Source organism: Pseudomonas sp. MWU12-2029, from assembly GCF_023242425.1.
Lineage (GTDB): Bacteria > Pseudomonadota > Gammaproteobacteria > Pseudomonadales > Pseudomonadaceae > Aquipseudomonas > Aquipseudomonas kribbensis.
Window position 1 is genome coordinate 159,005 of sequence record NZ_JALJDY010000010.1, and the last position, 13,794, is coordinate 172,798.

Genomic DNA, 13,794 nt, shown 5'->3' on the forward strand with positions numbered 1-13,794 from the left:
AATTGGCTTTCTGATCACCCAGCAGACATCAGTGGAAATCGCGGCTTTGCACCCGAATCCCTTTGAGCAACGGGCTGAGATCGCTCAAGCGTCCGGCAATCAAGTGCCGCACCTCGCCTTCGCGCTCCCAGCGACCATCGACCTTGAGCAGTTGCGAGCCGACCAGCACCTGACGCTGACGCTCGGCCAGATCGCGCCAGACCACCACGTTGACGTTGCCGAACTCGTCTTCCAGGGTCACGAAGGTCACGCCACTGGCGGTGGCCGGGCGCTGGCGGCCGGTCACCAGCCCCGCCACGCTGACCGGCCGGCCGTGCTCGACCTCCAGCAGCTCCCGGGAGCTGCGACAGCGCCGGGCCCGCAACTCGTCGCGCAACAACGTCAGCGGGTGCGGCCCCAGCGTGGTGCCGAGGGTGGCGTAGTCGGTGAACAGGTCCTCGCTGACGCTCGGCGTGGGCAGCCGCACATCCGGCTCTTCCTGACTCGGCAACCCGGCAAACAACCCGAGCTGCTTCTGCACCCCGGCCACCTCCCAGCGTGCCCGATGGCGGTGACCGGCCAGGCCCCGCAGCGCTCCTGAGTCCGCCAGCAACGCCTGGGCCCGACTGTCGAGCCCGGCCCGGTCACCCAGATCGGCGACATCGGCGAACGCGCCCCTCGTCCGAGTCTTTTCAATGTTCCGCGCATCCTCTTCGCGAAAGCCCTTGATCATGCGCAGGCCCATGCGAATCGCCGGTTGCGCGCCGGTGATCGGCTCCAGGCTGCAATCCCAGTCACTGGCGCGCACGTCCACCGGACGGATCTGCAAATGATGCCGGCGCGCGTCCTGAAGAATCTGATCCGGGCTGTAGAAACCCATCGGCCAGCTGTTGATCAGCGCACAGGCGAACGCCGCCGGTTCGTGGCACTTGAGCCAGCAACTGGCATAGGTCAGCAAGGCAAAACTGGCGGCGTGAGACTCGGGAAAACCGTAACTGCCGAAGCCCTTGATCTGTTCGAAGATCTGCGCGGCGAATTCCGGGGTGTAGCCGTTTTTCTTCATGCCGGCCGCCAGTCGCTCCTTGTGCGGCTCCAGCCCGCCGTGACGTTTCCACGCGGCCATGGAACGCCGCAACTGGTCGGCCTCGCCGGGGCTGTAGTCGGCAGCGACAATGGCGATCTGCATCACCTGCTCCTGAAACAGCGGCACGCCGAGGGTGCGTTTGAGCACCACCTCCAGCTCCGGCGACGGATAGGTTTCCTTTTCTTCCTTGTTCCGGCGGCGCAAATACGGATGTACCATCCCGCCCTGGATCGGCCCCGGCCGGACGATGGCCACTTCGATCACCAGATCGTAGAAGTTTTGCGGGCGCAGGCGCGGCAGCATCGACATCTGCGCCCGGGATTCGATCTGGAACACGCCGATGGTGTCGGCGCGGCTGATCATGTCGTAGGTCGGGCGATCGTCAGGCGGGATGGTGGCCAGGCTCAGATCCTGGTTGCGATGACGGCGCAGCAGGTCGAAACAGCGGCGAATCGCACTGAGCATGCCGAGGGCGAGGATATCCACCTTGAGCAGCCCGACCGCGTCGAGGTCGTCCTTGTCCCACTGGATGATGGTGCGGTCGACCATGGCGGCGTTTTCCACCGGCACCAGGGTGTCCAGCGGTTGCTCGGAAATCACGAAACCACCGGGATGCTGCGACAGGTGCCGGGGGAAGCCGATCAGTTGCCCGGTCAGGCTCAGCACCCGGTGCAGGATCGGGCTGTCCGGGTCGAAGCCGTTTTCGCGCAGGCGCTCCACGGGCGGTGTTTCATCGCTCCAGTGGCCACAGCAATCGGCCAGCGCGTTGATCTGGTCCGGCGGCAAGCCCAGCGCCTTGGCCACATCGCGGACCGCACCGGCAGCGTGATAGGTGCTGACCACCGCCGTCAGCGCCGCACGACGGCGGCCATAACGACGAAACACGTATTGCAGGACTTCCTCCCGGCGTTCGTGCTCGAAATCCACGTCGATGTCCGGCGGCTCGTTGCGCTCCCTCGACATGAAACGCTCGAACAGCAGTGTGGTGCGATCCGGGTCGATCTCGGTGATACCCAAGGCAAAACACACCGCCGAGTTGGCCGCCGAACCGCGACCTTGACAGAGAATTTTCTGCTCCCGGGCGTAGCGCACCACATCGTGCACGGTGAGGAAGTAGCTTTCGTAGCCGAGCTCGGCGATCAGCTCCAGCTCATCGTCGATCTGTTTGAGCACCTTGGGCTGTGCGCCTTTCGGCCAGCGCCAGGCGATGCCTTGTTCAGTCAGGTGGCGCAGCCAGGAACTGGCGTCGTGTTCTTCAGGCACCAGCTCTTTCGGATATTGGTAACGCAACTGGCCGAGGTCGAACGTGCAGCGGCGGGCCAGCTTCACCGATTCGTCCAGCAAGGCCTGCGGATACAACTCGCGCAACACATCGAGGCTGCGCAGATGCCGCTCGCCATTGGGGTGCAGGCGCAACCCGGCTTCGGCCACCGGGACGTGATGACGGATCGCGGTCATGGTGTCCTGCAAGGCCCGGCGGCCACGGGCGTGCATGTGCACATCGCCGCTGGCCACAGCTGGAATCTGCAGTTCATCTGCCAGACTCAGCAGTGCGGCCAGCCGTTGCTGATCGTTCTGCCCTCGATGCAATTGCACCGCCAGCCACAGCCGTTCACCGAAGGTCTGTTTCAGCCAACGCCCCTCTTCCACGTCATCGACCGTATCCGGCACCCACAGCACCAGCAACCCCGGCAACGGTTCACTGAAATCTTCGCGCAGTATTTGATACTGACCTTTCTGGGTGCGCCGTCGAGCCTGGGTGATCAAGCCGCACAGGGCCTGATAACCCTCGATGTTCTCCACCAGCAACACCAGTTTCGGGCCGTTCTCGATGCGGATCTCGCTGCCGATGATCAGCGGCAGCTCCACGGACTTCGCCGCCTGCCAGGCACGGACGATCCCGGCAAGAGTGCACTCATCGGTGATCGCCAGCGCCTGATAGCCGTGCTTCTTCGCCCGCTGGAACAGCTCCAGCGCACTGGACGCACCGCGCTGAAAACTGAAATTCGACAGGCAGTGCAGCTCGGCATAACCCTGATTCACGCGAACCAGCCCTGCAGCCACAACGGGCCGCCCTCACCCACTGCCCGGTACGCCCAGCCTTGCTGGCCGGCGCGGTTCTGGATCAGGTAATAGTCGCGGCGCACGTCGTCACCGTCCCACCAGCCGGACTCGATGCGTTCCGGGCCCATGAGGATGCGTGCCGAACCTTCGGGCACGGACTGCGGCTCACCCAGCAACCAGCCCGGACGCTGTACGCCGGGTAACGCAGCACAAGGCTGCTTGTCATCGGCGTTCTGCCACGCGCACTCCGGGCGATGATCGGCCTGGAAGCGCAGGCCCTGCACCGCATCATCCCCCAGTCGCGCGCGCAGGCGTTCACGCAGTTGCTCCCAAGGCAAGGTCTGCTGTGGGCGGTCGTCGAACAGTTCCTGAAACTGCGGCACGAAACTCGGCAAGTCCTCGGCGCGCAGACGAAAGCCGCGCACCGGGGCCTCGACCTGCACCTGCTCCAGTCGGCCACGGGCCAGCTCGAAGAGCATCGCCGGATCGCGCTCGGCGCTGAGCAGGCCGACCTTGATCAGCGTGTCCGGCAACCCGGCGTGCTCCAGGTGCAGATCGAAGCGCTGCACGCCGCTGTCGCGCCCGCACAAGAACGCCGAGAGATCGGAGGTCAGGCGGCGCAACGGGAACAGCAGCGCCTGATGGGACTGCACGTCGAAGTTGAGTTCGATGCGCACATCGAAGCGATCCGGCGGCAGGTAGAACGCCAGCGCCAACGGCCGTGCGCCGAACAGCGTGTCCAGATGCTTGAGCATCGGTGCCTCGAATCGCCGGGCCAGGGCCTGACGCGGCAGACTCTGCACCTGATGGAGGTGGCGCAGGCCCATGCGCGACAGCGCCGTGGCCACACCCGGTTCAAGCCCGATGCGGTCGACCGGCAATTGCCCGAGGTGATGGCGCAGGGCTTCACCATCCGGCACCACCAGTCCGTCATAGGCGTTGGCCAACACCCGCGCCGCCACCGGGTTGGGCGCGGCGACGATGCGGTGACGAAAACCCAGCTCCGTCAGCTCAGTACGTAATCGCGCCTCGAACTGCGTCCAGGAACCAAATAGCCCGAGGCTCGATTCGATCTCGAACACCACGGTGCGCGGATAATGCACGCTGACCTGGGCGCTGAAGCGATAGGCCCAGGCGGCAAGAAATTGCTGCCAATGCTCGACCTCGGCCGCATCGTAATCGACGGTGACAAACCCTTTACTCATGGCCTGCGCCGCGGTCATCGACTGCCCCGGACGCAAGCCCAGTGCCCGCGCCGCCGGGTTGACCGCTTGCAGCACCCGGCGCTGAGCCGGGCCGCTGAGCAGCGCCAAGGGTTGCTCGGGATCGGGGCGCTGACGCAGCACGGCGTCGAGGGCCAATTGCGGGAACAGAATGCAAACCCAGCGCATGGCGACCTCAATGCCCCACAGCGAAGGCAATCGGTGCGGTACGCGCCAGTCCGCCCCGGCATTTGAGTACGCGCAATTGCGCCGGGCGCGCATCGATGGCAATCCGCAACGCGGCTGGCGACGGGTTGACCGCTTCGCTCAATGGCCGCCACGCGAACGCCAGGGTCTGGCCGGTTTCCGCCGCCACCTGCAAACGGCGCAAGGCGCGGTCATCGGCCTTGTGCGGCCAGCACAGCACCGCGCCGCAACTGCCCGAGCGCAGGCATTGCTCCGCCGCCCACAAGGCATCACGCTCACTGGCCTGGATTACCGACAACTGCCGCAGATCGACCCCGGCATTGGCCCAGGCCTGCGGGTATGGCACGAACGGCGGCGCCACCAGCACGATGCGCTCGCCCGCCGCCGACAGCCGCGCCAGGGTCGGCCACACCAGTTGCAGTTCGCCGACACCGGGCCCGGCCAGGAGGATTTCGCTCAGCGCCGCTTCCGGCCAGCCACCGCTGGGCAAGGCTGCATCCAGCGCCGCGTGCCCGGTGGGTTGCGGGCTGGCGGCCGGTGGCGCAGGCCGGCCCCTCCAGACCTGGCCGCCATTGAACAGCGTATCCAGCGCAACGACGGCACCCATCAGCCTTGCCTCACCAGGCCGCAGAACACGCCTTCGATGGCCAGGTCCTGATCGTCACGCACCACAATCGGCTGGTACGCCGGGTTACGCGGCAACAGGCGAACCTCATCGCCGACCCGCTCGAAGCGTTTGATGGTGACTTCGCCGTCGAGCCGCGCCACCACGATCTGGCCGTTGAGTGCCTCGGGGTTGCGGCGTACGCCGACCAGATCGCCGTCGAGAATCCCGTCCTCGATCATCGAGTCGCCCTGCACCCGCAGCATGTAGTCGGGCGTGCGGGAGAACAGCGCCGGATCGAGCATCAACCGATTGTGGATGTCGGCATCGGCGCCGATGGGCGCACCGGCAGCCACCCGGCCGAGCACCGGCACTTCAAGCAGTTCCGGTCGCGCCGGCTGCCCGAGCAGGCGAATGCCCCGGGCCTGATGCGGACTGACCTCGATGAACCCGGCTTCGGTGAGCGCCAGCACATGCTTGCGCGCCACGCTGCGGGAGGCAAAACCAAAAGCCTCGCTGATTTCAGCGAGGCTTGGGGGCTGACCGTGTTCGGCGATGCGTTCGCGGATAAAGGTCAGGATGGCGGTACGGCGGGGAGTCAGAGTCGTCATGGAGTACATTTGTACTCTTGTGGGAATTTCCTGACAAGCACCGCCAGTCAGCTCAAACCGCGCTCCGCCAGAAACTCCGCGATGTAGTCGATAAACGCCACAACCTTGGCCGTCGCCCGCCGATGGCTCGGGTACACCGCCAGAATGTGCGGGCCGAAGCTGTCCGGGTCGATCTCGTAATCAGCCATGACCCGCACCAGTCGCCCGTCGGCGATGTACGGCGCGGCGCTCCACAGCGGCGTGTGCAACAAGCCACGTCCGGCCAGGGCGCTGGCCAGCAGCAAATCGTAATTGTCACTGCGCAACAGCGGCGCCGCCGGTTGCGCCAGGCTCAAACGCTGGCCGTCGCGCTCGGCCCACCAGAATTCGCGGCTGAGCAACGGATGCCGGTACAGCAGCCATTCATGTTGATCGAGGGTTTGCGGCGTCACCGGCAAGCCCTTGCGCGCCAGGTATTCGGGGCTTGCGCAAAGGGCCAGACGATTACTGCCAACCACCCGGGCAATCAGCCCCGGCAAGTCGTCATGGCCCTCGCGCAGCGCCAGGTCGTAGCCGCTTTCCAGCAGATTGACGAATTCGTCGCACAAATCCACTTGCAGGCTGATCTGCGGGTATTGCTGCAAAAAGCCGTCACACACCTGATCGAGAAACGCCCGACCGTAAGCCAGCGGCGCGGTGATTTTCAGGCTGCCGCGCAGGCCGTGCTGCAACTGCTCGATTTCCTCGCTGGCTTCGTCCAGCCGTTGCAACACCTGCCGTGCGGTTTCCAGATAGAGCCGGCCGATTTCCGTCAGCAGAATCCGTCGCGTGCTGCGTTCGAACAGCCGCGCGCCGAGTTCGGATTCCAGATGATTGACCGCTTTGGTCAGGGCCGACGGGGTCTTGCCCAGTTGTTCGGCGGCGCGGCTGAAACTGCCGAGCTGCGCGGTGACCACGAACATTTTCAGTGCACCCAGCTTGTCCATGCTTTTTCCATTCAGGCAAAAACGTTTTTCGTGAGGGAGGCGTTCTGTCGGGCGTTGGCAGCCACTAATCTGGCCATCAGACGCAATAACAAGGAAATGTTCAATGAAAAGATTCATCTCGCATTTCAGCAAAAACCTGTTGATCGCCGCTGTGAGTTTTGCCTCGATGGAAGCCATGGCCGCCACCGATCTGGTGCTGCTCAACGGCAAGATTTTCACCGCCGACCGTGCTCAGCCGAAGGTTCAGGCGCTGGCCGTGGAGAACGGCAAAGTGCTGAAAGTCGGCACGGATGCGCAGATCAAAGCCTTGATCGAGCCCGGCACCCAAGTCATCGACCTTAAAGGCCAGGCGCTGATGCCCGGCCTGATCGACAGCCATTCCCACGCGATTTTCGGCGGACTGGAAATGGTCTCGGCGAACATGGAAGACGAGGTGGTCGAACTCGACGAACTGGAAAAACGCCTGCGCGGCTGGCGTGACGACGGCAAAGCCCGGCATGGCGATGTGCTGAGCGTGGCCGGCATGAGTTCGGCGTACTGGGCCAAGGCTGAAGCGCTGGGCAAGATCTTCAACCATGGCGAATGGGCCGACGTGCCGGTGGTGTTCACCGGCAGCGATCACCACACGGCGTGGGCCAACAACGTCATGCTCAAGCGTGCAGGCATCGACGCCGCGCTGCTGAAAACCCTGCCGGATGCGGAAAAAGACACCATCGGCAAACTGGCCAGCGGTGAGCCGAACGGCTTTGTGGTCGATGCCGGTTGGGATCGGGTCGCCTCGAAAATGCCGGTGCCGAGCCCTGCCGACCTGCTCAAGGCTGCGCAATCGGCGGTGCGCTTCAACAACAGCCTCGGCATCACCGCGTGGATGGACCCGGCCGCCAACGCCGCGCCGGGCGAGCCGGTGTTCGCCCTCAAGCCCACCGAGAAAACCGTAGGCGTGCTGCCGGCCTACAAGGCCCTGTCGGACAGCGGCGGCATGACCGCCCACGTTGCCGCGCTGCTGGTGGCCAACCCGAAAAGCGTCCCGGCCGATCTCGACACCCTCGACAAGGTACGCCAGCAGTTCCAGGGCATTCCCAACCTGACTTTGCCGGGAATCAAGATCTTCGCCGACGGCGTGATCGAATACCCGGCCCAGAGCGCGGCGATGATCGATCCCTACAGCAACTCGCACAAACAGGGCGAACTGCTGATCGATCCGCAGCACTTCGGCGAACTGGTCAGCGCCATCGACCAGCGCGGCTGGCTGGTGCATATCCACGCCATCGGCGACCGCGCGGTGCGCGAGTCACTGAACGGCATTGCCCAGGCACGCAAGGACCGACAGAGCGGCGTGACGCACTCGATCACCCACCTGCAAATGGTCAATCCGAAGGAATTCGCCCGGTTCAAACCGCTGAACGTGATTGCCTCGATGCAACTGCTGTGGGCCAGCGCCGACGACTACACCACCGACATGATCAAGCCGTACGTCAGCGCCCTCGCCTTTCGCTATCAATACCCGGCGCACTCGCTGCTCAAGCAAGGCGCGACGATTGCCGGCGCCAGCGACTGGCCGGTGTCTTCGCCGAACCCGTTCAACGCCATCGCCCAGGCCATCACCCGCACCGGCCCGCTGGGGGTGCTCAACGCCGACGAACGCCTGGACCGCGAAACCATGTTTTACGCCTACACCGTCAACGCCGCGCGGACCATCGGTCTGGAGCAGCAGATCGGCTCGCTGAGCCCCGGCAAACAGGCCGATTTCATCGTGCTCGATCGCGACGTGTTCAGCGTCGATGACAAGGCCCTGCATGACACGAAGGTGCTGCAGACCTGGTTCGGTGGTCGTCAGGTCTACGCCCCTACCCTCTAAAAACAATCGCCATATTTTCTGCCCGACCCCGCGCCAGCCGCCGGGGTTCGGCGCAGCCTTGCCCGCTTCCTGCCCATAACAATCACAACATCGGGACTTCACATGAAAGCCATGCCCCTGCTCGTCCTCACTTCCTTGAGCCTGCTGCCCTTGAGTAGCCACGCGATTCCCCTGAACGATGATTTCGCCGTGCTGGTCGACCTGACCCTCGCCAGCGACTACCGCACTCGCGGTATCTCCCAGACCCAGAACGATCCGGCGTTACAGGCCGGTTTGACCCTGGCCCACAGCAGCGGCCTGTACCTCGGCGCGTGGAGTTCGAATGTCGATTTCGGTGGTGATCTGAAAACCCGTCAGGAAGTCGATTACTACGCTGGCTGGCTGTGGCAGGCGACCGAAAATGTGAGCCTGGACCTGGGTACCATCCGATATGCCTACCCCAAGGAAAGCCAGTTCAATCAGACTGAGGTCTACGGGATTCTCGGCGTCTACGGGGTGAAGCTTGCGGCGTATTACTCCAGCGACGCGCCGGGCATCGACAGCAAACAGAGCTCGCTCTACAGCTACATCGGCTATGAAACCGAATTGCCGTTCGATTCCGGGCTGAAGCTGCGCTACGGCAACATGGACTTCAAGGACCCGCATCTGTACTCGGCGTCCGGGCATGGCGAAGAATCCTACCGGGAGTGGGAGGTCAAACTGACCCACAACCTGGCCGGCGTGGTGCTGGGCCTGAGCTACATCGACACCAACCTCTCGCAGAGCCAATGCCTGAGCAACTGGGGCTTCAAGGATGTGTGCACGGCGACGGTTGTGGCCAGTGTCAGCAAAACCTTCTGAGCTCCGGTTGATTGCGCCTAGGGTTTGAGCTGCGCCAGGTACTGCCATGGATAGATCCCGCGTTGATGACCATCGCTGAACACCAATTGCAGTCCGTAGCCCTGGGGGTTGAGTTCGATCACACGCACTCGATCATCCACCAGCGGCGCCGAGCCCCGCAGGCGAAATGCCCGGCATTGCGAGCACGGGCACTGGCGGCGCAGTTCGGCATGGTCGAGCAATTGCTCGCGGCCATCCGGCCAGCTCAGCCGCAAGCGGTGTTCACTTTGGGAATTGCCGATCGCCAGCGGATTCATTGCAGCTGACTCAAGGCAATCCGCACGGCCTTGCGCACTTCCGGATCACCGTCATCCTGCGCGGCCTGCAACGCCGCCACCGCCCGGCGATCATTCAGTTCGCCGAGGGCCAGCGCGGCTTCCTTGCGCAGGTTGCTGATGCGATGGCCGAGGGTGTCGATCAAGGCGTCGAGTGCAGCGACGTACTTGAGGCGCCCGAGACTGCGAGTCGCACGCAGACGTACTTGCCAGTAATCGTCGCTCAAGGCTTCGATCAGGGCCGGACCCGCGTCGGTGTGGCCGACCTTACCGAGCGTGGTCGCGGCTTCTTCGCGTACTTGCCAGGCGTTGTCCTGCAAGGCCTGACGCAAGGCCGGCAGCACATCTGCGCCACTCGCCAGTCCCAGGGCGCCGGTGGCGGCGCGGCGTACTTCGGTGTCCGAGTCATCGCTGGCCAAGCGTGCCAGCGCCGGCAAGGCATCCAGCTGTTTGAGCCAGCCGAGCACGCCAACGGCTTCGCGGCGCACGCTGGCGTCGGCATCGCTCAACGCTTGAATCGCGGCGGGTGCGGCGCCGGGGAAACGCAACTCGCGCAAGGCCCGGAACGCGGCAATCCGTACGCTGGTTTCGGCATGAGCAGTCCACGGCAGAATCACCCTGCCCGCCGCTTCGGTCTTGAGCAGGCTCAGGCTCTGCGCCGCAGCGGCTTGCACTGCCGGGGACGGATCCGTCAGCGCCTGGCACAGCGCTTCCACCACCGGCTCGTCTTCCCAGGCTTCCAATAGACGCGCCGCTTCGGCACGCACTTCTTCGGCCGGGTCTTCGGCCAGACGCTCGACCAGCCAAAGCAAGCCGTCCGGCTCTTCGAGGTCCGCCAGATCGATCAGGGCAATCCGGCGTACCCCGGCGTCATCAGCGGTCAGGCGCGGTTGCAAGGCAAGAATGTCGTCGTTTTCGGTCACAGCAAAAAATGAGGTCACAGGGCAAATCTCGGCAAGGCGTTTTCAGGAGGCAAACCGAGCGGATTGAGGCGCGGCAGCGGTCGTTCGTTGTCGTGGCGCAACAGGTCGAGGCAGTGGCGCTTGAGGCGCGAGAACTCGTGGCTGGTCACCAGTCCGGTGGTGCGTGGTCGTGGGAAATCCAGACGCAGGTCTTCGATGATTCGCCCCGGCCGTGCGCTCATCACCAGCAAACGGTCGGCGAGGAACAGCGCTTCATCGATGTCATGGGTGACGAACACCACGGTGGTGCGAATCCGCGTCCAGATGTCCAGCAGCAGTTCCTGCATGTTCAGTCGGGTCAGCGCATCCAGCGCGCCGAAGGGTTCGTCCATCAGCAACAACCGTGGCCGGTTGACCAGCACCCGGGCGATCTCCACCCGTTGCTGCATGCCGCCGGAGAGCTGATCCGGCCAGCGCTCGGCGAAGCCTTCGAGGCCGACCAGTTTGAGGATTTCATCAGCGGCGCGATGGCGTTCGGCCTTGCCGATGCCGCGCATCTTCAGGCCGAAGGCGACGTTGTCGCGCACCGTGCGCCACGGGAACAGCGTGTGATGCTGGAACACCATGCCGCGCTGCGGTGACGGGCCGGACACCTCGGCGCCATCGACTTTCAACTGCCCGCCATGGGGTTGCAGGTGACCGGCCAGCGCGCCGAGCAAGGTCGATTTGCCGCAACCGGACGGGCCGAGAATGCACACGAACTGGCCCGGCTCGATCTGGCAATCCAGCCCCTGCACCGCTTCGAACGCTTGCCGGCCCTCGCCGAGGACGATGGATAACTGGCGGATATCGATCCGCCCTTCCGGAGTTTGCATCACGCTCATCAGGCTTTTCCTCGTGGTCGATGCCAGGGCGTGAACAGCCCGCCCAGGCGTTTGATCAGCAGGCTGCTGCCCATGCCCAACACGCCGATCAGCAACATGCCGACCACGATGTCGGCGTAGTTCTGGATGGTGTAGGACTCCCAGGTGTAATAACCGATGCCGAACTGGCCGGAGATCATTTCGGCGGTCACCAGACAGAACCATGACGTGCCCATGCCGATGGCGAGCCCGGTGATGATGCTCGGCGCGGCGCCCGGCAGAATCACCTCCAGCAGGATCGCCCGGCGCCCTGCCCCGAGGCTTTTGGCCGAGGCGATCAACCGTGGATCGACACCTTCGACGCCATGCACGGTGTTGAGCAGGATCGGGAACAGCGCGCCGGTGAAGGTGATGAAGACCATCGACAGTTCGGAGGATGGGAACATCAGGATCGCCAGTGGAATCCACGCCACGGCCGGGATCGGGCGCAGCACTTCCAGTGGCGGCAGCAGCAGGTCTTCGGCCCATTTCGAACGGCCGATGGCCAGGCCCAGGGCGATTCCGATCACCAGCGCTGCGAGGTAGCCGGCGAAGACCCGGCCGAGGCTGGCGCTCAGGTGCTGGAGGAGCTTGCCGGAGTCGCCGAGGCCCAATGCGGCTTCGATCACGGCCAGCGGGGTTGGCACGTTGGCGAAGGTGACCAGGCCGAGGTTCCAGTGGTGGCTGGCGGCGAGTTGCCAGAAGAGCAGGCAGAGCAGCAGTGAAGCTGCTCTTGATATCCAGCGTCCTTTTGAGATTTTCATGATTAGCGACTGACCACAGCCTGCGCGGTGGCATCAGTGAAATCAAACACCTTGCCACCCTGCGCCGAAGCAAACTGCTGCGCCTGCCCCTTGAGCAAAAACGCACTGAGGCGCCCCTTTCCATCACTGGCAAACCAGGCCTGCTCCGCCAGCAACTTGATCCCGCTGTCACTCGCCTGGGCATACACCGCCCGTATGCTCTTGCCTTCCGACTTCAGGCCGGCCAATGCAGTAAACGCCTCTTCAGCCGAGGCATAGCGACGAACCTTGTCCTCACCTCGCACCCAGATTTCCGCAACATGGCTGAAATCAGAAATGGCTTTTCCAGTCACCGCATCAACAGACTTCAACGGCGTCTGCGCGTAGTTGGCCAGTTGCGCGGTGTAATCCAGATTCGAGGCCTTGAACGCTGCGCGGATGTACTGATCGTCGATAAAGGTATTCAGGTCGAGCCCGCGATCGGCCTTCTTAAGCAGCTTCAGCGTGTCGATGGCGGTGCCCACAGCCTGTCGATATTCCGGTTTCCAGCTCAGGTCGCGGGTCTGCACGCCCAGCGGGCCGTGGAACAGGTAATTGACCTCGGCATCGACGCCGGTGACCTTGGCGATCAGTTCGCTGTATTTCTCCGGTTCGGCGGCCAGCAGTTGATTGGCCTCGATGCTTGCGCGCAGGTAGGCGACGACGATTTCCGGGTACTTTTTCGCGTAGGCCTGATCGACCAGCGCACCGTGGAAGGTCGGCGCATTGGCCTGGGCGCCGTCGTAGATCTTGCGGGCGAAGCCACGGCTCGGGAACAGTTCGGCAAAAGGCACGAAGTCGGCATGGGCGTCGATCTTTCCGGCCTGCAACGCGGATCCTGCGACCTCCGGCGGCTGAGCGATGATGTTCACATCCTTGAGCGGATCCCAGCCCTGCTCGGCCACGGCGCGCAGCAACATGCCGTGGGCGGTGGAGGCGAACGGCACGGAAATGGTCTTGCCCTTGAGCTCGCTCAGCGACTGCACGCCGGACGCACTCGGTACCACGATGCCGTTGCCGCTGCCCTTGATACTCCCCGACAACACGCTGATGAACAGGCTGTGCTTGCCGGCAGTTTCGAACGCCACGCCGTTGAATGCACCGGGGAAATCGGCCATGGCGCCGAAGTCGAGTTTGCCGGCGACCATTTCGTTGGTCAGCGGTGCGCCACTGGTGAAGTTCTTCCACTGCACGTCGTATTTGGCGTCCTTGTAGGCGCCGTCGTGGGGCAAGTATTTGTCGAGCAGGCCCAGCTCGCGGATCAACAAACCGCCGGCGGCGCAGTTGATGGTGGTGTCCTGGGTGCCGATGGCAATGCGGATGGTTTCGGCCGAGGCCGACAGGGTGAACGAAGCCAGTACCAGACCGGCGATTGCTGCACGCAACATGGTTAAATCCCCTCGAATCATTTTTAGGATGTTCGTCTCCGCCGCGATCAGGGCGCGGTGGGAAACGAGGGGTGTCTTGAATCGGGCGTCCG

12 protein-coding genes are annotated in these 13,794 nt (G+C 63.9%); 2 read left to right on the forward strand and 10 right to left on the reverse strand.

Annotation, left to right across the window (positions count from 1 at the left end; translation table 11 throughout):
* Positions 1–28: 28 nt before the first annotated feature.
* Genes M5B44_RS23535 through M5B44_RS23555 form a run of 5 tightly spaced genes read right to left on the reverse strand, consistent with a single transcriptional unit; the run spans position 29 to position 6,716 of the window.
* Complete coding sequence (locus tag M5B44_RS23535; protein WP_248740654.1) at positions 29–3,127, reverse strand: error-prone DNA polymerase; 3,099 nt, start codon at positions 3,125–3,127, stop codon at positions 29–31.
* Positions 3,103–4,518, reverse strand: coding sequence for a Y-family DNA polymerase (locus M5B44_RS23540; RefSeq protein ID WP_248740655.1), 1,416 nt, complete (start codon positions 4,516–4,518; stop codon positions 3,103–3,105). The genes M5B44_RS23535 and M5B44_RS23540 overlap by 25 nt, the downstream gene beginning before the upstream one ends.
* Before the next feature lie 7 nt (positions 4,519–4,525).
* A complete protein-coding gene (imuA, locus tag M5B44_RS23545) occupies positions 4,526–5,143 on the reverse strand; it encodes a translesion DNA synthesis-associated protein ImuA (RefSeq protein WP_248740656.1) in 618 nt (205 codons plus the stop codon).
* The gene (gene lexA / locus M5B44_RS23550; RefSeq protein ID WP_248740657.1) at positions 5,143–5,760 is read right to left on the reverse strand and encodes a transcriptional repressor LexA; all 618 of its coding nucleotides are present in this window, start codon (positions 5,758–5,760) and stop codon (positions 5,143–5,145) included. The genes imuA and lexA overlap by 1 nt, the downstream gene beginning before the upstream one ends.
* Before the next feature lie 38 nt (positions 5,761–5,798).
* The gene (locus M5B44_RS23555; protein ID WP_248740658.1) at positions 5,799–6,716 is read right to left on the reverse strand and encodes a LysR family transcriptional regulator; all 918 of its coding nucleotides are present in this window, start codon (positions 6,714–6,716) and stop codon (positions 5,799–5,801) included.
* 103 nt (positions 6,717–6,819) lie between these two features.
* On the opposite strand from M5B44_RS23555, the gene M5B44_RS23560 reads away from it, so the two are divergent.
* Together M5B44_RS23560 and M5B44_RS23565 are read left to right on the forward strand one after the other, a co-directional pair.
* Positions 6,820–8,574, forward strand: coding sequence for an amidohydrolase (locus M5B44_RS23560; RefSeq protein ID WP_248740659.1), 1,755 nt, complete (start codon positions 6,820–6,822; stop codon positions 8,572–8,574).
* A 102-nt stretch (positions 8,575–8,676) separates the two neighbouring features.
* On the forward strand, positions 8,677–9,414 hold the full coding sequence (locus M5B44_RS23565; RefSeq protein WP_248740660.1) for a TorF family putative porin: 738 nt from the start codon (positions 8,677–8,679) through the stop codon (positions 9,412–9,414).
* A gap of 17 nt (positions 9,415–9,431) precedes the next feature.
* Here M5B44_RS23565 and M5B44_RS23570 read toward each other — a convergent pair whose 3' ends face one another.
* Genes M5B44_RS23570 through M5B44_RS23590 form a run of 5 tightly spaced genes read right to left on the reverse strand, consistent with a single transcriptional unit; the run spans position 9,432 to position 13,702 of the window.
* A complete protein-coding gene (locus M5B44_RS23570) occupies positions 9,432–9,710 on the reverse strand; it encodes a DUF971 domain-containing protein (RefSeq protein WP_248740661.1) in 279 nt (92 codons plus the stop codon).
* A complete protein-coding gene (locus tag M5B44_RS23575) occupies positions 9,707–10,669 on the reverse strand; it encodes a HEAT repeat domain-containing protein (RefSeq protein ID WP_248740662.1) in 963 nt (320 codons plus the stop codon). The genes M5B44_RS23570 and M5B44_RS23575 overlap by 4 nt, the downstream gene beginning before the upstream one ends.
* Positions 10,666–11,514, reverse strand: a complete 849-nt coding sequence (locus tag M5B44_RS23580; RefSeq protein ID WP_248740663.1) for an ABC transporter ATP-binding protein — start codon at positions 11,512–11,514, stop codon at positions 10,666–10,668. Before M5B44_RS23580 ends, M5B44_RS23575 begins: the two co-directional genes overlap by 4 nt.
* Positions 11,514–12,296, reverse strand: coding sequence for an ABC transporter permease (locus M5B44_RS23585; protein WP_248740664.1), 783 nt, complete (start codon positions 12,294–12,296; stop codon positions 11,514–11,516). The genes M5B44_RS23580 and M5B44_RS23585 overlap by 1 nt, the downstream gene beginning before the upstream one ends.
* 2 nt (positions 12,297–12,298) lie before the next feature.
* Positions 12,299–13,702, reverse strand: coding sequence for an ABC transporter substrate-binding protein (locus tag M5B44_RS23590; RefSeq protein WP_248740665.1), 1,404 nt, complete (start codon positions 13,700–13,702; stop codon positions 12,299–12,301).
* Positions 13,703–13,794 lie beyond the last annotated feature (92 nt).